This is a genomic window from Pseudomonas sp. LF-5 (assembly GCF_037626295.1).
Taxonomy (GTDB): Bacteria; Pseudomonadota; Gammaproteobacteria; order Pseudomonadales; family Pseudomonadaceae; genus Aquipseudomonas; species Aquipseudomonas monsensis.
Genome location: NZ_JARKMT010000001.1, coordinates 1,065,004 through 1,086,388 on the forward strand (window position 1 = coordinate 1,065,004; position 21,385 = coordinate 1,086,388).

The window sequence follows — 21,385 nt, forward strand, 5'->3', positions numbered from 1 at the left end:
GGTTCAGGCCTTCTTCTTGTAAGCGATACAGTCGATCTCGACCTTGCAATCGACCATCATGCTCGCCTGCACACAGGCTCGCGCCGGGGCGTGCTCAGGTTTGAAGTACTCGCCGAAGACCTTGTTGAAACTGCTGAAATCCCGTGGATCGTCCAGCCACACGCCGGCACGCACCACGTCTTCGAGGCCATAACCGGCCTCTTCGAGAATCGCGATCAGGTTCTTCATGGTCTGGTGGGTCTGCTCGACGATGCCACCAACGATGATCTCGCCATCCACCGCCGGCACCTGGCCGGACACATGCAGCCAGCCATCCGCCTCAACAGCGCGAGCGAAGGGACGTGGCTGACCGCCGGCGGCGGTGCTGCCGGTGCCGTAACGCGTAATGCTCATGGGTATTTCTCCTGATTACAAAACAACAGATTAAAACCGCGTGCTTTTGAGAAACTCCGCCAGACGCGGCGATTGCGGGCGTTCGAACAGTTCCTTGGGAGGCCCCTGCTCTTCGATCCGCCCCTGATTCATGAACACGATCTTGTCCGAGACCTCGAAGGCGAAACGCATTTCGTGGGTCACAAGCAACATGGTCATGCCGTCTTCGGCCAGGCCCTTGATCACGTTCAGCACTTCGCCGACCAACTCCGGGTCCAGCGCCGAGGTGACTTCGTCGAACAGCATCAGGCTCGGGTTCATCGCGATCGCCCGGGCAATCGCCACGCGCTGTTGCTGACCGCCGGACAACTGCCCGGGAAAGTGATTGCGCCGCTCCAGCAGGCCGACGCGTTCCAGCCATTTTTCGGCGAGCACCACGGCTTCGTCCTTGTGCATTTTCTTCACCTTGAGCAGACCCAGGGTGACGTTCTGCAACGCCGTCAAATGCGGGAACAGGTTGAATTGCTGGAACGCCATGCCAGTCATTGCGCGATGGCGGGCGATGACTTTCTCGGCATGCCGCACGCGTTTGCCGTTGACCTCGTCGTAGCCGATGGATTCGCCGTCAAGCAGGATCTGCCCGCCCTGGAACTCTTCGAGCATGTTCACGCAACGCAACAGTGTGGTCTTGCCCGACCCGCTGGAACCGATCAACGTCACGACGTTGCCGCGCTGCATGCTCAGATCGACACCTTTGAGCACTTCCACCGCACCGTATTGTTTGTGCAGGCCGCGAATGTCCAGCAACGCCTGATTCTGTGAGGAAACTTGAGCTTGAGTCATGGCAGGACCACCCGCTTTTCAATGTACCGGCCGAGTAATTCGATGCCGTAGTTGATGACGAAGAACAGAAAACCGGCGAACAGGTAGAACTCCAGGGTCATGAAGTTCCGGGCGATGATCTGTTGAGTACTGAGCAACAATTCGGCCACGCCGATCACCGAGAGCAAGGTCGAGGCCTTGACGATTTCGGTGGACGAGTTGACCCAGGTCGGCAGGATCTGCCGCAGCGCCTGAGGCAACAGCACGTAGCCGAGGGATTGGTAGAACGTCAGGCCGATCGCCTTGCTCGCTTCCATCTGCCCACGGGGCAACGCTTGTAACGCGCCACGAACGATCTCGGCCACGTGCGAGCCGCAGAACAGCGTCAGGCCCAGGGCGCCGGCCTGAAACGCGCTGATCTGCCAGCCCAGTGCAGGCGCCATGTAGAAGCACGCCAGCACCAGCACAAACACCGGCGTGCCGCGAATCAGGTCGACGTAAAAACGAAACGGCGCGCGCATCCAGAATTTGCCGTAGGTCAGCACCAGACCCGCGACCACACCGACCATCGTGCCGAGCAGAATCGCCAGTGCCGACACCTGCACACTGGTCAAGAAGCCTTGCCACAACGGCTCGCGCGCCACCCACAACTCATGCAACCAACTCGGGGATTCGTACATCGCGGCCTCCTATCGGCGAATCGCCAGACGCTGCTCCAGGTAACGCAGCAGCATGGCAATGAGGTAACAGGCCGCGACATACAACGCCGTGGTCACCAGCCAGGTTTCGATCACCCGGTAGCTTTCGACATTGATCTTGCGCGCGTAATAGGTCAGCTCCGGCACTGCAATCGCAGCGGCCAGCGAGGTGTCCTTGAACAGCGAGATGAAGTTGTTCGACAGCGCCGGCAAGACGTTGCGCAGCATCACCGGCACCGTCACGTAAGCCTTGACCTGCCATTCACCGAGACCGATGGCCAGCCCCGCTTCGCGCTGCCCTTTGGGAATGCTCAGCAAACCGCCACGGAACACTTCGGTCAGGTACGCCCCGGCATACAGCGACAGGGTGATGATGAACGACGGGATCTTGTCCAGACGGATGCCCAGGCTCGGCAGTGCAAAGTAGATCAACAGAATCAACACCAGAATCGGCGTGTTACGCACCACCGTGACGTACACCGAGGCCAGTACCCGCAAGGCGCGATGCTTCGACAGCAAGGCAAACGCCATCAGCAGGCCGATCACGCAGCCGATGGCGATCGACACCAGCGCCAGTTCAAGGCCCAGACCGAGCCCCGCCAGCAAGGTGTCGAAATCGCGCCACACGGCGGCAAAGTTCAACTGATAGTTCATGGTCAGCAGTACCTTGAGCGGGGCGATGCAGGCGCCCCGCTCTCACGGGATCATTTGAATTCGACGGGGAAACCGATGGCCGGCGACGGTAGATCGACACCGAACCATTGTTTGAACGACGCCGCGTAAGTCGGGAATTCGACACCGGTCATGGCTTCATGCAACGCCGTGTTGACGAAGTTCAGCCAGTCCTGATCGCCGCGCTTCACTGCGCATGCGTAAGTCTGCGGGCTCCAAGCGTAGGTCGGGCTGCGGTAGCGACCCGGGTTCTGCACCATCAGGTATTTGACCGAAGACTGGTCGGTGGCGGCCGCGTCGGCGCGACCGGAGTTCACCGCCTGATACATCAGGTCAACGCTGTCGTACTGATCGACCTTGGCTTTGGGCAGCGCCTGATGCACCAGTTCTTCGGCATAGACGTTTTGCAACACGGCCACGGTGACGCTGTCGCCGGCGGCCTGCAGGTCTTCGATTTCCTTGTACTTGCTGTTGGCCGGCAACAGCAGGCCGACACCCTCGCGGTAGTACGGCAGGGTGAACGCCACCTGTTGAGCGCGGCTGGCGGTCACGGTGATGAACTGGCAGCTCATGTCGACCTTGTCGGTCAGCAGATTGGGAATCCGCGCATCCGACGATTGCACCACGAATTCGACCTTGCCCGGATCATTGAACAGCCCCTTGGCCACAATCCGGGCGATGTCGATATCAAAGCCCTGCAACTTGCCGTCTGCACCTTGAAAGTGCCACGGCGCATTCGTGCTGCCAGTACCGACAATCAGTTTTCCACGGGCCAGCACACTGTCGAGCTTGCTGTCGGCTGCCTGGGCCATACCCATGACAGCGGACGAAGCCGCGAGAACAAAAACACACGCTTTGAACAAGGAAGGTCGGCGATGCATGGCAAGCACTCCAGAGGTTGTTTATTCCGCTATACCGGAACTCGGTTTGTTACTACGGAATAGACAGCAGAAAGTGTGCCACAGGATCGGTGGGGAATCTGTAATGGTTTGAAAGATCTGCAAAATCAAAGGGATGCAGATAAGGCTCGGTGCAGTGTTACGCGCGGGGCCATGAGGACACGCTACCGTTGGCCACACATAGAGGGTATTCGGGCCACATTTCGGGGCGGCCTGCACAAAAAAACACAATGTGCACCTGTCAGCTCTGACAGTAGCCGGAAGGGTCAGTCTGGCTTACGGTCGACAGACAACGCAGCACCCGACAAGGAGACCGTCATGAGTGTGAACATCCCTTTCGCCGAACTACCGCCCACTTACCGCAAAGCCCTGAAAACCTGGCGCCCGGTGATTCTGTATTTCGCCAATGAACACTGCCCCGCCTGCGAGTGGGCCGGGCCGGTGTTTCGTGAGGTAGCCGAACCGTATCGGCTCCGGGCAAACATTTACATGCTCAACACCAGTCAATCGCCGCGCCATCCACTGGTTACCGGCACGCCTACGGTGCTGTTCTACAAGGACGGCAAACTGCTGAAGCGGCTCAAAGGCATCGGCACCGAAGAAACGCTGGCACAGGACTTCGCCCAGCACATCGGCAAGATCAAGGCTCCTGCCCCTGCGCGCAAACGCCCGCATGACCTGGCCTGGTTGCGCCAGACGCTGCGCACACTGCGCACGATCACGCGTGCACCACGGTGGAACTTTTCCTGAAGGTGCCGTGAAGCGTTAACGATGGAAGGCTGGATCGCTGGGTATTTTTCCCGCAGCGTTGTTGCGTCGGACGAATCGCTTTCGCGGGCGAGCCCGCTCCCACAGGGGCGGTGTGATGCAGCGGATTTCACTCACACCGTCATCGGTGCAGGAGCTGCCACGGGCTGCGGCAGCTCCTGCACTTACAACGATGGTTCAGATCGGGTGACGCGTCAGCAACACCCGCGTCACCCGCCGCTCTTCAACCGCTTCCACGGTCATTTGCCAGGCGTCGTATTCCAGTCGATCACCAATGATCGGCAACCGATCCAGCAGGCTCATCACCAACCCCGCCAGTGTCTGGTAATCCTCGGTAGGCGCAGCGCAGAAACCAGTGAGCTGGCGCACGCGCGCCAGATTCAACGCACCGCTGACCACAAACCCGCCCCGCTCTTCGATCACGTCCGGTCCCTCGACTTCGCTGGCATCAGGCAACTCGCCGGCAATCGACTCAAGGATGTCGGTCATGGTCAACACACCGACAAAGTCGCCGAACTCGTTGACCACAAAGGCGATGTGGGTCGAAGCCGCACGCATTTGTTCCAGCGCATTGAGGATCGAATAGCTGTCGAGCAGGTTGATGGACTTGCGCACCAGATGTTCCAGGTTCGGCTCGTTGCCGGCCAGGTACTCCTTGAGCAGTTCCTTCTTGTGCACGAACCCCAGCGGTTCATCCACCGCACCGTTGCGAATCAACGGCAGGCGCGAATAGGACGAATGCATCAACTTTGTACGAATCGCCTCAGCGTCATCGGCAAGGTCGATGGTGTCGACGTCGGCACGCACGGTCATCAAGCCACGGATCGGCCGCTCGGCCAGTTGCAGGACGCCGCTGATCATCACCCGTTCGCGACGGTCGAACAGCTCCGCGCTTGGCACATCACCGTTATCCAGCAGGTCGGAAATCTCTTCGCCGACCTCCTCGACCGCCAGCTTGCGCCCGCCGAGCAAGCGCATCACCGCGTGTGCAGTGCGCTCACGCATGGGGCGCAGGCCCTGCATCGAACGCTTGCGCCGGGCGCGGGCAACCTGGTTGAACACCTCGATCAAGATCGAGAAACCAATAGCGGCGTACAAGTAACCTTTCGGGATGTGGAAACCCAGACCCTCAGCGGTCAGGGCGAAGCCGATCATCATCAGGAAGCCCAGACACAGCATGATCACCGTCGGGTGGGCGTTGACGAAGCGTGTCAGCGGCTTGCTCGCGACGATCATCAGGCCGATCGAAATGATCACCGCAATCATCATCACGGCCAGTTCATCGACCATGCCCACGGCGGTAATCACCGCATCCAGCGAGAACACCGCATCCAGCACCACGATCTGCGCGACGATGGGCCAGAACAACGCATACGCCGTGTTGGTCGAGCGCTCGCCGACATGGCCTTCCAGCCGTTCATGCAGCTCCATCGTCGCCTTGAACAACAGGAACACGCCGCCGAACAACATGATCAGGTCACGGCCGGAGAAGCTCTTGCCGAACACTTCGAATAAAGGCTGCGTCAGGGTCACCAACCAGGAAATACTCGCCAGCAGGCCCAGACGCATGATCAGCGCCAGGGACAAACCGATGATCCGCGCGCGGTCACGCTGATGCGGCGGCAACTTGTCCGCAAGAATTGCGATGAACACCAGGTTGTCGATACCCAGTACCAGTTCCAGCACGATCAGAGTCAACAAGCCTAACCAGGCCGTGGGATCCGCTAACCATTCCATAAAATGTCTCGATCTCTCTTCAGTGAATTCAGGCTGCCGGACACGACAAAGCGCAACGCGAAGGCTCTGCAGCCGCGTTGTCAACAATAGTCGGGAGTCGGAAAACCGGATGCTGCGAGTGCGTCAAGACCGCGCCACGGCGCGAGGAGAAGCTACGACTGGGAGGCTCCGAGAGGGTGTTCATGCAAATCCTGAATGAAAAATGGCCTTGGAGCGTACAGGCTCTGGCGACAATTCCTACAGCGCAAAATCATTTCAAAATCTGTACACCATTGGCTTTGTTTCATCCTTGCGAGTTAAGCGACGACAGCACACGCTTGGTATTCGTCAAGCAACTTATGCCTTCTGGCCGCGAGTGAATACCGTCAATCACCTCCAGCAAATGTGTTTTGATCTGCGCCAAGTGCTTCTGCGTGGCTTAATCTGCTCAACCTTGCGCAATAGCCCCGCTAACAGTTCCTCCTCACTGAATTCGCCAGGAGCGGCGTCCGACAGCACCGTTTTGAGTTCTTCAAGAGAGACGACAGCCTGCTGGGCGCAGCGGGTCGCGCAGCTCATCCCGAGGCGTCAGCACTCCTGATGGATCCGCGACCAGTTGTACCTCACTCACGCTGCAAGTCAGTACCGCCAGCATTACCTGATTGTCTTAGCCATCAAACGAGTAGCGCTGGATAATTGCAGTGTAATTTTTCACCCTATGGCTCGCTCCAACCCGCTGCTTCAAGACCAAGTCGTCATATATCTTCAATATTTCTTCAAGCCGTTTGTATTCAGCCAAACTATCTTCATATTGCTTGGCCGTGATAAGTGTTTTGATCGCTTTCATCTCAAAACTATCTGACCTCTCATTAACGGAATGAAGCAAGTTCGAAAAACACCGCGGGGTCGCCATTGCAATCGCCAAAAGTGTGAGCAGTGCCTTGTACTCTCCGTCCTCCAAAACCTTTAAATCGTCGGGCTTGAGGCTGACTTTGATCAAGCGATAGACATTCAGGAATCGCAGAGCACGTCGAGGCGATGCGCCCATGAAACGCGCCAGTTTTTGCATCGCTTGCGTCTCGCCTTCGGTGAGGCGCATCGGTTCTGGCGTGGTACCTTCGACATTGACGACCTCAACCGCAGAATGCTCATCAAGAACCGGAACAACGCCCTCCACCGAGCCAGCACTCTTGATTCTTTCCAGCTGACTCTGCAAAAACTGCTCACTCGATGCACTGTCCATTGGCCGCATCCAATAGGGTATTTGGAAGATTTTCTCCAAGTAATCTGACACCGAGGCGGTCTGAGGCTGCTCTTCATTTGCAGCCATCAGGTTCGGGTAATGTTCGAGCAAAGCCTGACGTACCCAACGCACATCCACAGCAACCATCACTACAAATAACGGAAACGTAAGCAGCAAATGCACGGCCTGCAAGACTTCGACGACCTTATCAGGTGGGCAACGATCCAGATCGTCGATGTACAGTGCAATACGCTTGAATGATCGAACCTCAGTGGGTGGCTGTGTTGCAGCGGCGCGCAACTTCGCTATGTCACCCTCATCCAGAAGTTCGCTATTGGCTTCCAGAAATTTCTCCATCTTCGCCACGAATGCCTCTCGCTCTGCCTCGACTGACTCGCGAAGACTGCCCGTTTCGGCCACATTGAACGCCAGCTCTTCGAAGTCCTTGCGTACAGTGGCAATCAACCCAAGGTGTTGCGCATACTCACCATCAGTCGCACGAGCGCGAACGAACTTCTTCAAACGCCCAGCACCGGTTCCCTGAGAAAAATCGTGTGTTGCGTGAGCCAATTGTTCGCTGGTGACTTGAACCAAAGCCTTGGCCTCATCGACGGATGCATTCATCCTTGCGAGTTCTTGGCTTGCCACCTCAAATGTACCTTGCTCCTTGGCAAGCTGACTGTTGATGACGTCATCCAGTACTTTCTTGCCGGACTCCAATTTTTCCAGTGCGCCGCGAACCTTGCCCCAGACGCAACGCAGGCGCGCAGTGACCGCTGTCACTACAACACTCAAAAGGATCAGATCTTCATGCAGACCGCCCAGCGAAGGAAGCTGGTTTTTTAGCACAGTCAGTCCTGTCGCGATCCATGGCAATGCCAGCATGAGCCCAATGAAAGCGCCCACGCTCCACCAATTCAGCAGTTGCGACTTGTAACCGCTGGCAAGTAACTTCGCCTTTCCGATCTCGCTTCGCAGGGCATTGGATACCTCCTGAAAGTCTTTGACGTTCACGGCCAATGTGTCGATTCCAAGCGACTTGACGGCGTTCGTCATATCCTCTTTTGCAGTTTGAACCTCCTTGTCTTGATTCTCGGCGGCAAATATTTGGTTCAGAGTTTTAAGATAGGTCGAGGGCGAAGAAACAGCTTTTGCGTGAGCATCTTCCAACTCTTTACGAGCCTTGAGCAGTTGTTCGGCTGCAGCGCGCTGGTCGCGGCGGCGCCGAACCAGCTCCTTGGCAGCATCCAGCGTCAACATTCGAGAAGTTGATAAATGCTCAAGCAAAGGGTCTCGCGCTCCCGGATTGTGTTTCGTGTACCAGCGATCGAGTTCAATGAATAAATGGCTGACCAGACTCGCCCATAGATTGGTCTCTGCGTAGTGCCACGCATTGAATCGAATCTGTACGACATCCGTATGGAACGCCTTAGAACCCGCTTCGGGCGCTTGGGCGCTCGGCTCTCCCTGAATCAAACGCTCGATGTGCTGATAGATCAGCCGCATGAAAAATGACTTTCCGCTACCCCAGTTGCCAAACAATCCAATGGCTAGTGGAGGAGTGAAATCCTTGGCGACGGCAAGGCGTGCAAAAGCTTTAGCTTCATCGTTGGCACCTAGGCGATCGTCCAAATCATTTGCCCAAGGGTCATCGTTTTGAGTTATTGCTATGGGAGTGATGATTGGCTTTCTCGGGTTCTTCTCAAAATCCTCGAACACTGCTGCCGCATCAGGCAATGGAAATGGCGGACCTTGCGGGATCGTCTTGGCTTGCTTGGAGCGCTGCCGCAATGTGTTTTTTTCGTCGGAATTTATTCTTCTTTTCTGTTCTTCCATAAGATCAGAATACGACAACGATGAGGTCGTAAATGGAATCGGTCGGGGATCCGTCGAGCTATCCGATGCGCCCCCATCAGCGCCACGCCTTATCAATTCATCGTCTTTGTTTTTCATGACGCACTCCAATTGCATGAGCAACCCGGGAAAAATTCGGTTATTCGAATTTAATTGATCTGCTCTGTTTCGCTAGCGCCCGGCAAAACGCAACCGCGACAACTGCCGCAAATCCCCCTCCACGTAATAATCGTTGGTCCAACGGTCATCCACCGCCAACGGACTCACCTGCTTCAGCTCCAGTTTTTTCGCGAAATAACGAAACCGGTAATGCTCGTAGAACCGCAGCAGTTCCAGGCCGTAGCGGTCAGCCAGGTCAGTGTCGCCGCGAATGATCAGAAAGTTCTCGTCGTTGCCGTTACTCGCCGAAGCGCTGAAGTTATGGCTACCGCTGATGATGGTCGGTGCATCCGTCGTGAAATCGGTGACCACCGCTTTGGTGTGCACCAGCAGGTTGCCTTTCTGGCCTTTCATGTTTTCCTTCAGCCAGCCTTCCAGGCCAGTGTTGAGCAAGGCAGTGGCGGCGAATTCGGCGGTACGGTCGGCATGAAATCCGGTGATGCTGCTGGCGGTGTTCTGCAAGCCGTAACGGAGGATGTCGTCATGGGGCTTGCCGAGCAGTGCATTGAGAATCGCTTCCGGCAAGGTAAACGCCGTAACGAACAGCACATCCTTTTTGGCCGCCCCGATGATCTCGACGAACTCACGCAGATCGGCACCGCCGCTGCGTGGCGAGAACCCGGCGAACAGCGGCTGCGCAGGGTCCATCGGGTTGTGTTCAGTGATCCAGGTGCGTGTTGCGCCGACATTGGCGGGGTTCGCCCAGACCTCTTCGAAAGTTTGCAGATACCGCGTGGCAATCGTCACGTCGTCAAGCGTGTGCACCACGTTGGCCTGGCGATACACGCCATTGGCGGTGAAGTTGGTGCTGCCACACAGCACGGCTTGCGGTTGACGCTGCCCGGCATCATCGACACGACTGAGGACAATGAACTTGTCATGAAAGATATTGTGAGTGACCCGGCCGCGCTTGCTCGACGCCGGCAACTGCGCGAGGCTGGTTTCGTTCAGGGTCGTATCGGGGTCGTCCGCGCGGGCGTGATACAGCACGCGCACTTGAACGCCTCGGGCGAACGCCGCATTCACCGCTTCGACTATCGCCTGCAACTGATACTCGTAGATCGCGATATCCAGCGCCCACCGGGCGTCCACTGCGCGCTCGATGTACCCGAGCAATCGCTCCAGCAGGCCGTTCTCCAGCCACAGACGCGCCGCGTCGGGCCACGCTTCGATCGGCAGGTTCCTATTGGCGCTGATCTGCGCATCCAGATCGGGAAACTTGCGCTGAAAGGCCTGACTGGCGGCCACGGCGCGGTTGAAGATCACGCTCTGGCTGGCCGGGTGGCCGTCATCGCTGGTGATGCTCAACTCCAGCGCTTCGCCCAGTTGTGGCGCGTCCGCCGTACCGTAAGCCAGATGCACCCGATAATGCATCGTCGTGCCCGGATTGACCGCGTAATCGGCCCAGCGGAATTTCTGCAGGGGCGCTTTATCGCTGGGCGTGGCGTGATATTGCGCGAAGGTGTGAGCCTTGCCGGGAAACGTCAGGCTGTTGAACAGGAATAGCCAGGGCTTGTCGCCCTGCTGCTTTTCGATGGCGAAGCCGAGCAGGCCTTTGCGCCGTGGCTCGGCCAGGTCCATGGCGAGCAGGACGCCGTTGGTGCCGGCGTAGGCTTTGACGCGAAAATCGTCCTGAGGATTGGCGACCAGTACCCGCATGATTCACTCCTTGTGATTGGGGCTGAGGTGCAGCATAGAGCAGCGATGCGGGGTTTGTGAGGCAGATTTGAGACCGAGGCGATGCCTTCGCGGGCAAGCCCGCTCCCAGAGCTTTCCCACTGTTCGACACAAATTCCGTGTGAGCGGGCTTGCTCGCGAAGAGCCCCACCCAGGCATCACACATCGTCGATATGCCGATAATCCAGTTCCAGCGCCGCTGCCAACTGCCTGGACCGGCCCAAGCGAATCGGCCCACGTTCAATGTCGATCAACAAGCCCGGACACTCCAGCGACGGTATCGGTGGCAAGGCTTTCAAGCGCCCGTCCGTTACCACCAGCAATCGCTGCTGCTCGGCAGCAAAACGCTTTTTGCGCTGCACCAGCCACTGCTGTGCCTGCATCAGTGCGGCCAGCAACGGTGTCCCGCCGCCCGCGCCCAGCGCCTCCAGCCAGGATCGCAGACCACTCGATGCCTTCAGGCCCTGCACCTGCCAGGTCGGCGCGCTGCCACTGGCGGTCAGCAACGCCAGACGCGCGCGCTGTCGATAGGCATCATCGAACAGTTGCGCGAGCAAGCCCTTGGCATCGCTCAAGGCCTGATGCCGACGCGTCGAGGCCGAGGCATCGACGATCACCAGCCACAGTTCATGGGCGCAGCGAGTGCGCAACTGGAACTGCAGATCTTCCCGTGTCTGCGGCCGGCCGTTGAGCAGCGTGCCCGGCCAGTTCACCAGGCCGCTGCGTGCGACGTGGCGCTTGCCCTGGCGTCCGTGGTCGAGTTGTCCGGCGCGGGGTCTGGCATTCGCCCCCGCGTCGGATCGGGGACGAATGCCGGTTACTTTTTTGGCCAGCTCGGCACTTCGCGGCGGGCGCCAGTGGCCAGTGCCGGAGCCGGCATGTCACCCCACTGGCCCTGCCCTTCGCTGAGGTCGGCGGCAGAATGCGCCGGCGGTTGCGCGGGTTGTTGAGGGCTGGACGATGAGGGCTCGCGACGCCGATGGCGCAGGGCAAATTCAGCAACGGCGTCGATGTCTTGCACGGCGATTGCCGTCGCGCCACGCCAGGCCGCATGGGCGCGGGCCGCACGCAGCCAGACCAGATCGGCGCGCAGACCGTCGACACCGGCAGCGAAACAGCGCTCGGTGATGTGCGCCAGCGCGGCGTCGTCCAGCGGAATCTCGCTCAAGCGGCTTCGAGCGTTTTCGCAGCGTTCACGCAGGTGTTGTTGTTCGGCTTCCCACTGCGCACAGAACCCGTGGGGATCGCTGTCGAAATCCAGACGCCGACGAATGATCTGTCCGCGCTCGGTCGGTGCCGTGTGGCCGCTGAGGGCAACGTTCAAACCAAAGCGGTCAAGCAATTGTGGACGCAGTTCGCCCTCTTCGGGGTTCATGGTGCCGATCAGTACGAATTTCGCCGAATGCCGATGGGAAATGCCATCGCGCTCGATCAGGTTGGTGCCGCTGGCCGCGACGTCGAGCAGCAGGTCGACCAGATGATCCGGCAGCAGGTTGACCTCATCGACGTAGAGCACGCCGCCATCTGCCTTGGCCAGCACACCGGGCGAAAACTGCGCCCGGCCCTCGCTCAGGGCCGCGTCAAGGTCGAGGGTGCCGACCAGACGTTCTTCGGTAGCGCCCAGCGGCAAGGTGACAAACTGGCCGCTGGCAAGCAGATCCGCCAGACCGCGCGCCAAGGTGGATTTGGCCATGCCGCGCGGGCCTTCGATCAGCACCCCGCCAATTTTCGGGTCGATGGCGGTCAGGCACAGGGCAAGTTTCAGGTCATCGGCGCCGACCACGGCGGAGAGCGGAAAATGCGGGGTGTCGGTCATTTGGGTTTCTCTGTCGTGGTCTTTGGTGTTGTGGTGTGTCAGTGGGGAGGCCCTCACCCTAGCCCTCTCCCAGGGGGAGAGGGAACTGACCCAGGTGTTCTTTCGAATTCCGTCGACCTGATACGTTGGGCCGAACTCAGACTTCGACAGCAACGCAAATCGGCTCCCTCTCCCCCCGGGAGAGGACTGGGCTGAGGGTAGCTTTTGGCCGGTTACATATCTTCCTCAATATCCAGCAGCAGACTCTCCAGCGCTTCCTTATAAGCCCCAGGCTCCTGCCACATCCCGCGCTGCTGCGCTTCCAGCATCCGTTCGGTCATGTCGCGCAACGCATGCGGGTTATGCTCGCGAACAAAATCCCGGGTGGCCGGGTCCAGCAGGTAGGCATCGGCCAGCAATGCGTACTGGTGATCATCAATCAATTGCGTGGTGGCGTCGAACGCGAACAGGTTATCGACCGTCGCCGCCAGTTCAAACGCGCCTTTATAGCCGTGGCGCTTGACCCCGTCGATCCACTTCGGATTCGCCGCCCGCGAGCGGATCACCCGGTTCAGCTCTTCTTTCAGGGTGCGAATCTTTGGCAAGTCCGGCTGACTGTGATCACCGTGGTAACTGACCGCCGCTTCGCCACGCAAGGTTTCCACCGCCGCGAGCATGCCACCCTGGAACTGGTAATAATCGTTGGAATCGAGCAGGTCGTGCTCGCGATTGTCTTGATTCTGCAACACCGCCTGCACCTGACTCAGGCGCTGGACGAATTGCTCGCGGGCGGCGGTGCCTTCGTCGGCACCGCCATAGGCGTAGGCGCCCCAATTCAAGTAGACCTCGGCGAGATCCTCGCGGGTTTGCCACAGACGGCCATCAATCGCGCCTTGCACACCGGCCCCGTAGGCACCGGGTTTGGCGCCGAAAATCCGCCAGCCGGCCTGACGCCGCGCCGTGTCTTCGTCGAGGCCCGATTGCAGCAAGGCTTCGCGTTCGGCACGCACCCTGGCAGCCAGCGGATTGAGATCGTCCGGTTCGTCCAGCGCCGCCACGGCTTGCACGGCGGCGTCGAACAGGCGGATCAGGTTGGCAAAGGCATCGCGGAAGAAACCCGATACCCGCAGCGTCACATCGACTCGCGGACGATCGAGCAGGCTCAGCGGCAGAATCTCGAAATCATCCACCCGTTGACTGCCGGTGGCCCACACCGGACGCACGCCCATCAGGGCCATGGCCTGAGCAATGTCATCACCGCCGGTGCGCATGGTCGCGGTGCCCCACACCGACAGGCCGAGCTGACGCAGGTGATCACCGTGATCCTGCAGGTGCCGCTCGAGAATCAATGTGGCCGACTGGAAACCGATGCGCCACGCGGTGGTGGTCGGCAGGTTGCGCACGTCCACCGAGTAGAAGTTGCGTCCGGTGGGCAACACGTCGAGACGGCCACGGCTGGGCGCGCCGCTGGGGCCAGCGGGGACGAAGCGACCGCTGAGGGCGTCGAGCAGGCCGCGCATTTCTGCGGGGCCGCAGGCATCGAGGCGTGGGGCGACGACTTCGCGCAGATGGTCGATGATTGCACTGACCTCCGCCCAACGCGGTCCTTGCAGGAGTGAGCCTGCTTGCGATAGCAGTGTGTCAGTGGACTCAATGTTGGCTGACACACCGCCATCGCGAGCAGGCTCACTCCTAAAGGGGATTTGTAGTGTTTGGGAGATCAGGTCCGAAGCAAACAGTTCGAGGCGTTCGCGGGTGTCGCCGGCAGTGCGCCAGACTTCTTCGCTTTGCGATTGCAGCGCCTCGGGACGCGGGCCTGTCCATGGATCGGCCAGCGCACAATCGAGTGGATCGAATCCGAGTTCGAACGCTTTGGCGAGTGCTCGCAACAGGCTTGATTGCGCGCCTTTGCCGTCGCCTCGTGGAATCCGTAGCAGCGCGAGCAACGTATCAATGCGCAAACGCCCGGTCGGCGACTCGCCAAAAATGTGCAGACCGTCGCGGATCTGCGACTCCTTCAGATCACACAGATACGTATCGAGGCGCGGCAACCAGATCGCTGCGTCGGCATCGCTGTCCAGCGCGGCATCGAGTTGCAGTTCGCGGTCGATCTGCGTATCGCGCACCAGTTGCAGAATGTCGCGCTGTAGCTCCCGGGCGCGGCGCGGATCGAGCAGTTGCGCTTCGTAATACTCATCGGCCAGCAGCTCCAGATTACGCAGCGGGCCGTAGGTTTCGGCGCGGGTCAGCGGCGGCATCAGGTGGTCGATGATCACCGCTTGCGTGCGCCGTTTGGCCTGGGCGCCCTCGCCCGGATCGTTGACGATAAACGGATAGATGTTCGGCAGCGGCCCGAGCAGTGCGTCCGGCCAGCAGTTTTCCGAGAGGCCGACGCCCTTGCCCGGTAGCCATTCGAGGTTACCGTGCTTGCCGACGTGGATCACCGCGTGGGCGCCGTAGGTCTTGCGCAACCAGAAATAGAACGCCAGATAGCCGTGGGGCGGCACCAGATCCGGGTCGTGATACACCGCGCTCGGATCGACCTGATAGCCGCGCGCCGGTTGAATGCCGACAAAAGTCAGACCGAAGCGCAGACCGGCGATCATCATGCGTGCGTCGCGGCACATCGGATCGTTTTGCGGCGCGCCCCAGCGCTCGGCCACGGCCGTGCGATTGGCCTCGGGCAGTGCGTTGAACTGGGCCAGGTAATCATCCATCGCCAGACTTTGCTGGCACGGGCGCAGATCAATCGTCTCGAGATCGTTGCTGACGCCACCGAGCAATTGCTGAATCAACTCGGTGCCGCTGCCCGGCAGCTCTGCCGCGACCGGATATCCCTCAGCCTGCAACGCACGCAGGATGTTCAGCGCCGCCGCCGGCGTGTCGAGACCGACACCGTTGCCGATGCGGCCGTCACGGGTCGGGTAATTGGCGAGAACCAGTGCGATGCGCTTACCGGCATTCGGCACCCGCGCGAGGTCGATCCAGCGCCGCGCCAGCTCAGCGACGAAATCCATGCGTTCGGGCTGCGCACGGTAACAGACCACATCGGACTGGCTGCGCTCGCTGCGCCAGGCCAGATCCTTGAAGCTGATCGGCCGACTGATGATGCGTCCGTCGAGTTCCGGCAAGGCAATGTGCATCGCCAGATCGCGCGGGCCCAGCCCCTGCTCGCTGTCGCGCCAGCCGGGCTCGTTGTCCTGGGCGCAGATGGCCTGAATCACCGCAATGTTGCGGCGAAACGGCCGCAGGTGCGGGGCTTCCGGGCTGGACTGGGCGAAACCGGTGGTATTGAGAATGACCCCTGCCTCGACTTCATCCAGCCAATCCTCGACCACGCTCAGGCAGCCCGGCTCTTTCAGACTGGCGACGGCGATCGGCAGCGGATTGAGCCCCGCCGCCTGCAAGCGCTGGCAGAACACGTCGATGAACGCGGTGTTGGCCGCCTGCAAATGCGAGCGATAAAACAACACCGCCGCCACCGGGCATTCCGCCTGCCAGTCGGCTTGCCAGTCAGCCAGTGCGGCGCTGGTTTTGTCCGGGTGATAAATCGCCGTACGCGGCAAGGCTTGCGGCTCGCCCCACGGGTAATCACGGGCGAGCCAGCGGTTGGCCAGGCAATGAAAGAAATCCAGCGCATTGCCCAGGCCACCCTGACGCAGGAACTGCCAGAGGCGGTCGCGATCTTCGGCGGGCACGGTGCTCAGGTCACTGAGCTCCGGGTCGGGGCGATCATCGCCCGGTACCAGAATCACCTGCACGCCGCGCTCCGACAGCTCGACCAACCGCTCGACGCCGTAGCGCCAATAAGCGATGCCCCCGTGCAGCGAGATCAAAATCACCTTGGCGTGGCGTAACACCTCGTCGACATACAGATCGACCGACGCGTGATTCTGCACCTGCATCGGGTTGGCCAGACGCAGGCTCGGGTAATCCTCGGGCAACTGCTGCGCGGCTTCGGCGAGCAGCGCCAGGCTGGAATCGCCGCTGCACAGGATCACCAGTTCGGCGGGGGTTTGGCCAAGGTCGGCGATGTTGTCATCCGACACGAAACCGCCGGGCTGGGTCCTGAGCAGGTGCATGGTTTAAACGCTGAGCGCGGCGCGCAGTTGCGCTTCGAGTTGTGCGGCGTCGAGTTCCTGACCGATCAGCACCAGACGGGTGACGCGCGCTTCATCGGCGCCCCACTGACGGTCGAAATGCTTGTCGAAACGCGTGCCCACGCCTTGAATCAGCAGGCGCATTGGCTTGTTCGGAATGGCGGCGAAACCTTTGACACGCAGGATGCCGTGCTTGACCACCAGTTGCGTCAGGGCGTCGAGCAGCAGGCTTTCGTCGGCTTGCGGCAGTTCGATGGAGATCGAATCGAAGGCGTCGTGATCATGGTCGTCATCGCCTTCACCATGGTGGTGATCATGATGGCTGTGGCGGCTGTCGATGTGTTCTTCGGAACCGGCGCCGAGGCCGATCAGCACGTCCAGCGGCAGACGACCGTTGCTCGCTTCGATGATTTTCACCGCCGGCGGCAGTTCTTCGGCGACTTCAGCGCGTACACGCGCCAGATCTTCAGGGCTGGTCTGGTCGGATTTGTTCAGAATGACGAGGTCAGCGCTGGCCAGTTGATCGGCGAACAGTTCGTGCAGCGGCGATTCATGATCGAGGTTCGGATCGAGTTTGCGCTGGGCATCGACCTGATCCGGGAACGCAGCGAAAGTGCCGGCGGCCACGGCCGGGCTGTCGACCACGGTGATCACCGCATCAACAGTGCAGGCGCTGCGGATTTCCGGCCACTGGAAAGCCTGCACCAGCGGTTTTGGCAGGGCCAGCCCGGAAGTTTCGATGAGGATATGGTCGAGATCGCCGCGACGGGCTACCAGTTCGCGCATCACCGGGAAGAACTCTTCCTGAACGGTGCAGCACAGGCAGCCATTGGCCAGTTCGTAGACCCGGCCGGTGGCTTCTTCTTCGGTGCAACCGATGGTGCATTGCTTGAGGATTTCGCCGTCGATGCCCAACTCACCAAACTCGTTGACGATCACCGCGATACGACGGCCCTGGGCGTTGTCGAGCATGTGCCGCAGCAGCGTGGTTTTGCCCGAACCGAGGAAGCCGGTAACGATGGTGACGGGGAGTTTGGCCAGTGTTTTCATCGGTATGCCCTTTGGCAAAGCGGCGGGCATACGGGACGAGAACCGGCAACGCGCATGCGCGCCGGAAGCGTTCGCCACCGGATCACCCCGCCCGGTTGTAGTGAGAATCTGTGACGAGGCAGGTCTCCTGGCTGACGGCGTTCAGGCTTGGCCTGGCATTCGCTGCGCCTTCCCGCTGGCTCTTTGATCGAGCTGGCAGTGGCGTGGCAGCGAACTTCACCGTTCACAGTTGCGGGGGCAGCCGCGGCTTTGACCGCGTTCCCTTCTTAGCTTCGGCATGTGCCGAAGAACCTCGAAAGCGCAAGGCTACGCATGGTGTGGGGATGGGTCAATGTTTGGATTGGGGGCGTATTCGTTTCTGCGGGTGCTGCTGATTAGGGTTCCGCCCTTACGGCGGGTCACTTTTTCCAAACGCCGAAAAAGTAACCAAAAAGGCTTTACCCTGACGTTCGGCCCTCGCCTAGGCTCGGGTCCCTTCGCTCCGGGATTCATCCGGGGGGCATCGCCTCCGGTTTGCTTCGCTGCACCTCCTCTCGATGTGTTTGGCTGCGCCAAACGGTCGCTACGCTCCCACCCCCGGCTAAATCCCTCCACTCAGCCTGCCGACGGGCGCTGAGATCAAAAGCGGTACTCGAGCTAACGCTCATTGTGTTGAGTGGTGAGGAGCAAGGGCTGTGGGCTGTGGGCTGTGTGCTGCCTTTGCTTTTCTGTGGGAGCTGGCTTGCCAGCGGTGGCGGCCTGCCAGACGACCAACGTCTACCCGCTGACCTCAATCCCTGTGGGAGCTGGCTTGCCAGCGATAGCGGCCTGAAAGCCGACCAGGCTCTTGCAGACTGACGCCGGGGGCAGCCTTTTTGGTTATTTTTCGCTGAGCCGGCATTCCGGCGTCTGGAAAAAGTGAACCGCCGTAAGTGCGGAAACCTAATCAGCAACACCCGCAGCACTGGATATGCCCATTCAATTGACTAAATTCCCCCCCACATGCTCTCCTACACAACTTGTTACGGGTGCCCTTCACAGGGTGAAACGGGAAACCGGTGAATCATGTGCTTTACTCAAAGCCATGTCAGTCCGGTGCTGCCCCCGCAACGGTAAGCGAGCGAAGCGTCAGATCCACTGTGTCCCTGCGGCATGGGAAGGTGACGCTTACAGGTCGGCCTGACGCCAACCCCTCGTGAGCCCGGAGACCGGCCCGCAACACACAGCGCGCATTTGCGTCGCTGAACCTGACAACCCGCGGTGGGCGGGCGCTGTTCGAACCTCTGCGTGCCTGACTCGCAGGGGTTTTCATGCGCTCTATTCACCCGCTGACACTCCAGAGGGAAGCGCCATGTCGATCATCAGCAGCACCGCCAGCAACACAGACAAAATCGCCAGCACCGCCACACTGAGCCAACGCCTGATCGCGGCGTTCTTCGCCTCAATCCTCGGTGCCGGCCTCGTCTACTTCGCCGGTTTTTCGCACATCGAAGCGGTGCACAACGCCGCTCACGATACCCGCCACAGCGCCGCGTTCCCGTGCCACTGAGACCTGCCGACATGATCAAGCGTATTGCGCAAACCGCAGGTTTTACCGGGCTGCTGGCCGCCCTGCTCCTGACGCTGCTGCAGAGCTTCTGGGTTTCGCCACTGATTCTGCAGGCTGAAACCTTTGAAAAAGCCGAACCGGCTGTTGCGGTCCACGAACACGCTGCCGGCACCGCGGCGCACACGCACGACGCCGAAGCCTGGGAGCCGGAAGACGGCTGGCAGCGTGTGGCCTCGACCACCGGCGGCAATCTGGTGGTGGCGGTCGGTTTCGCGCTGATGCTCGCCGGTCTGTACACCCTGCGTGCACCGACCAAAACCTCGCAAGGCCTGCTCTGGGGCCTGGCTGGTTACGCCACCTTCGTGCTCGCCCCGACGCTGGGCCTGCCGCCTGAATTGCCGGGCACCGCTGCCGCCGATCTGGCCTCGCGGCAGCTGTGGTGGATCGGTACCGCTGCGTCCACGGCCGTCGGCCTCGCGCTGATCGCCTTCAGCCGTCCATGGGTGATGAAGATCCTCGGGGTAGCGATCCTTGCGGTGCCCCATGTGATTGGCGCGCCACAACCGGAAGTGCATTCCATGCTCGCCCCTGAAGCACTTGAAGCCCAGTTCAAAATCGCTTCGCAGTTGACCAACGTGGCGTTCTGGCTGGCCCTGGGCCTGATCAGCGCGTGGTTGTTCCTCCGCAAAAGCAATGGTCACTACCACGTATGATGAATGACCGCGCAGCGTCGACCTTTGTGGTCGGCCTGGGCTGCCAGCGTGGCTGCCCGGCCAGCACGCTGCGCGCGTTACTCGATCAGGCCTTGCAGGCCCATCGCATTGAACTTGAGGCAGTCAAGGCCCTGGCCAGTATCGACCTCAAGCGTGATGAACCGGGTTTGCAGGAACTTGCCGCACAACTGGCTCTGCCGTTGCTGTACTTCAGCAGCGCAGAACTGGCCGGTTATCAGCAACGGCTCAGTCACCACTCGCAGATCGCCTACGAGCGAACCGGTTGTTACGGCGTGGCGGAAAGTGCCGCCCTGGCCCTGGCCGAACAACTGATTCAGGCCCCGGCAAAGCTGCTGATTTCCCGTCAAAAATACGCCCAGGCGACGTTGGCCTTGGCCGGCGCTGCGTAAACCCCCGATAATCCCTGCCCTCGATCATGAGCAATCTTCATCTGAAGGGTTGCTGCGGCTGTTTTCAAAGGATTCCACGATGACCGTCTACTTCATCGGCGCCGGCCCCGGCGACCCGGAATTGATCACCGTCAAAGGCCAGCGGCTGATCCGTCGCTGCCCGGTGATCATCTATGCAGGCTCGCTGGTCCCGGCGGCGGTGCTGGAGGGGCATCAGGCCGAGACCGTGGTCAACAGCGCCGAATTGCATCTGGAGCAGATCATTGAATTGATCAAGGTCGCCCATGCCAACGGTGAGGATGTGGCGCGCGTGCATTCGGGCGATCCGAGCCTGTACGGCGCGATCGGCGAGCAAATTCGCCATCTGCGTGAGCTGAACATTCCGTTCGAGATCATCCCCGGCGTGACGGCAACAGCGGCGTGTGCGGCGTTGTTAGGCGCCGAACTGACTCTGCCGGATGTGTCGCAGAGCGTGATTCTGACCCGTTATGCCGACAAAACCGCGATGCCGGCGGGCGAAGAACTCGCCAGTCTGGCGCAGCATGGCGCGACCATGGCGATTCATCTGGGGGTCAATCATCTGGAGAAAATCCTCGTGGAGCTGCTGCCGCACTACGGCGCGGATTGCCCGATTGCGGTGATTCACCGGGCGACGTGGCCGGATCAGGACTGGGTGGTGGGGACGCTGGCGGATATTGCCGGGAAGGTTGCAGCCAAAGGGTTTCGGCGTACGGCGCTGATTCTGGTTGGACGGGTGTTGGGCAGTGAGGTGTTTAGCGAGTCATCGTTGTATCGCGCAGGGCATGCGCACCTGTACAGGCCCTGAATCATATGGGATTGGGTACAACCTGTGGCGAGGGGATTTATCCCCGATGAACTGCGCAGCAGTTCCTTTTCTGGGGCTGCTAC

17 protein-coding genes and 2 riboswitches are annotated in these 21,385 nt (G+C 60.2%); of the genes, 5 read left to right on the top strand and 12 right to left on the bottom strand.

The features are described from left to right. Nucleotides 1–3: 3 nt before the first annotated feature. From PseuLF5_RS04850 to PseuLF5_RS04870, 5 genes are read right to left on the bottom strand one after another with little or no spacing between them, the layout of a single operon-like run. Nucleotides 4–393: a RidA family protein gene (locus PseuLF5_RS04850; protein ID WP_007912330.1), complete on the bottom strand. Its 390-nt coding sequence runs from the start codon at nucleotides 391–393 to the stop codon at nucleotides 4–6. 30 nt (nucleotides 394–423) lie between these two features. Next, nucleotides 424–1,215, bottom strand: coding sequence for an amino acid ABC transporter ATP-binding protein (locus PseuLF5_RS04855; RefSeq protein ID WP_123468231.1), 792 nt, complete (start codon nucleotides 1,213–1,215; stop codon nucleotides 424–426). Further along, nucleotides 1,212–1,874, bottom strand: a complete 663-nt coding sequence (locus PseuLF5_RS04860) for an amino acid ABC transporter permease (protein ID WP_340133057.1) — start codon at nucleotides 1,872–1,874, stop codon at nucleotides 1,212–1,214. The genes PseuLF5_RS04855 and PseuLF5_RS04860 overlap by 4 nt, the downstream gene beginning before the upstream one ends. A 9-nt stretch (nucleotides 1,875–1,883) precedes the next feature. Beyond that, entirely contained in the window at nucleotides 1,884–2,546 is a 663-nt protein-coding gene (locus PseuLF5_RS04865) for an amino acid ABC transporter permease (protein ID WP_003225455.1), read from the bottom strand. Between the two features lie 50 nt (nucleotides 2,547–2,596). Beyond that, nucleotides 2,597–3,445, bottom strand: coding sequence for a transporter substrate-binding domain-containing protein (locus PseuLF5_RS04870; protein WP_123468226.1), 849 nt, complete (start codon nucleotides 3,443–3,445; stop codon nucleotides 2,597–2,599). 336 nt (nucleotides 3,446–3,781) lie between these two features. Between PseuLF5_RS04870 and PseuLF5_RS04875 the strand changes: the two genes are divergently transcribed. After that, nucleotides 3,782–4,213 carry a thioredoxin family protein gene (locus PseuLF5_RS04875; RefSeq protein ID WP_123468224.1) on the top strand — a complete coding sequence of 144 codons (432 nt, stop codon included), beginning with the start codon at nucleotides 3,782–3,784 and terminating at the stop codon, nucleotides 4,211–4,213. A gap of 195 nt (nucleotides 4,214–4,408) precedes the next feature. On the opposite strand, the gene PseuLF5_RS04880 is transcribed toward PseuLF5_RS04875, so the two are convergent. The 7 genes from PseuLF5_RS04880 to cobW all read right to left on the bottom strand — a co-directional run bounded on the left by PseuLF5_RS04880 (nucleotide 4,409) and on the right by cobW (nucleotide 17,825). After that, entirely contained in the window at nucleotides 4,409–5,968 is a 1,560-nt protein-coding gene (locus tag PseuLF5_RS04880) for a TerC family protein (protein ID WP_123468222.1), read from the bottom strand. Between the two features lie 646 nt (nucleotides 5,969–6,614). Further along, nucleotides 6,615–9,143 (bottom strand): P-loop NTPase fold protein, encoded by a 2,529-nt coding sequence (locus tag PseuLF5_RS04885; RefSeq protein ID WP_267795091.1) that lies wholly within the window; start codon nucleotides 9,141–9,143, stop codon nucleotides 6,615–6,617. A gap of 72 nt (nucleotides 9,144–9,215) precedes the next feature. Further along, complete coding sequence (locus tag PseuLF5_RS04890) at nucleotides 9,216–10,862, bottom strand: phospholipase D-like domain-containing protein (RefSeq protein WP_340133058.1); 1,647 nt, start codon at nucleotides 10,860–10,862, stop codon at nucleotides 9,216–9,218. 176 nt (nucleotides 10,863–11,038) lie between these two features. Then, nucleotides 11,039–11,713: a vWA domain-containing protein gene (locus PseuLF5_RS04895; protein WP_445262413.1), complete on the bottom strand. Its 675-nt coding sequence runs from the start codon at nucleotides 11,711–11,713 to the stop codon at nucleotides 11,039–11,041. Then, a complete protein-coding gene (locus PseuLF5_RS04900) occupies nucleotides 11,698–12,696 on the bottom strand; it encodes an ATP-binding protein (RefSeq protein ID WP_186745798.1) in 999 nt (332 codons plus the stop codon). The genes PseuLF5_RS04895 and PseuLF5_RS04900 overlap by 16 nt, the downstream gene beginning before the upstream one ends. A 212-nt stretch (nucleotides 12,697–12,908) precedes the next feature. Next, a complete protein-coding gene (gene cobN, locus PseuLF5_RS04905) occupies nucleotides 12,909–16,757 on the bottom strand; it encodes a cobaltochelatase subunit CobN (RefSeq protein WP_340133059.1) in 3,849 nt (1,282 codons plus the stop codon). Between the two features lie 3 nt (nucleotides 16,758–16,760). Beyond that, on the bottom strand, nucleotides 16,761–17,825 hold the full coding sequence (gene cobW, locus PseuLF5_RS04910; RefSeq protein ID WP_340133060.1) for a cobalamin biosynthesis protein CobW: 1,065 nt from the start codon (nucleotides 17,823–17,825) through the stop codon (nucleotides 16,761–16,763). A gap of 100 nt (nucleotides 17,826–17,925) precedes the next feature. After that, nucleotides 17,926–18,135: riboswitch (cobalamin riboswitch) on the bottom strand. A 678-nt stretch (nucleotides 18,136–18,813) separates the two neighbouring features. Further along, nucleotides 18,814–19,035: riboswitch (cobalamin riboswitch) on the top strand. 120 nt (nucleotides 19,036–19,155) lie between these two features. On the opposite strand from cobW, the gene PseuLF5_RS04915 reads away from it, so the two are divergent. From PseuLF5_RS04915 to cobM, 4 genes are all read left to right on the top strand, one after another. Continuing rightward, a complete protein-coding gene (locus tag PseuLF5_RS04915; RefSeq protein ID WP_123468212.1) occupies nucleotides 19,156–19,353 on the top strand; it encodes a CbtB domain-containing protein in 198 nt (65 codons plus the stop codon). Between the two features lie 11 nt (nucleotides 19,354–19,364). Next, a complete protein-coding gene (locus PseuLF5_RS04920; protein ID WP_340133061.1) occupies nucleotides 19,365–20,066 on the top strand; it encodes a CbtA family protein in 702 nt (233 codons plus the stop codon). After that, the gene (locus PseuLF5_RS04925) at nucleotides 20,063–20,476 is read left to right on the top strand and encodes a cobalamin biosynthesis protein (RefSeq protein ID WP_123468208.1); all 414 of its coding nucleotides are present in this window, start codon (nucleotides 20,063–20,065) and stop codon (nucleotides 20,474–20,476) included. The genes PseuLF5_RS04920 and PseuLF5_RS04925 overlap by 4 nt, the downstream gene beginning before the upstream one ends. A 79-nt stretch (nucleotides 20,477–20,555) precedes the next feature. Continuing rightward, the gene (gene cobM / locus PseuLF5_RS04930) at nucleotides 20,556–21,302 is read left to right on the top strand and encodes a precorrin-4 C(11)-methyltransferase (RefSeq protein WP_340133062.1); all 747 of its coding nucleotides are present in this window, start codon (nucleotides 20,556–20,558) and stop codon (nucleotides 21,300–21,302) included. Nucleotides 21,303–21,385: the final 83 nt, after the last annotated feature.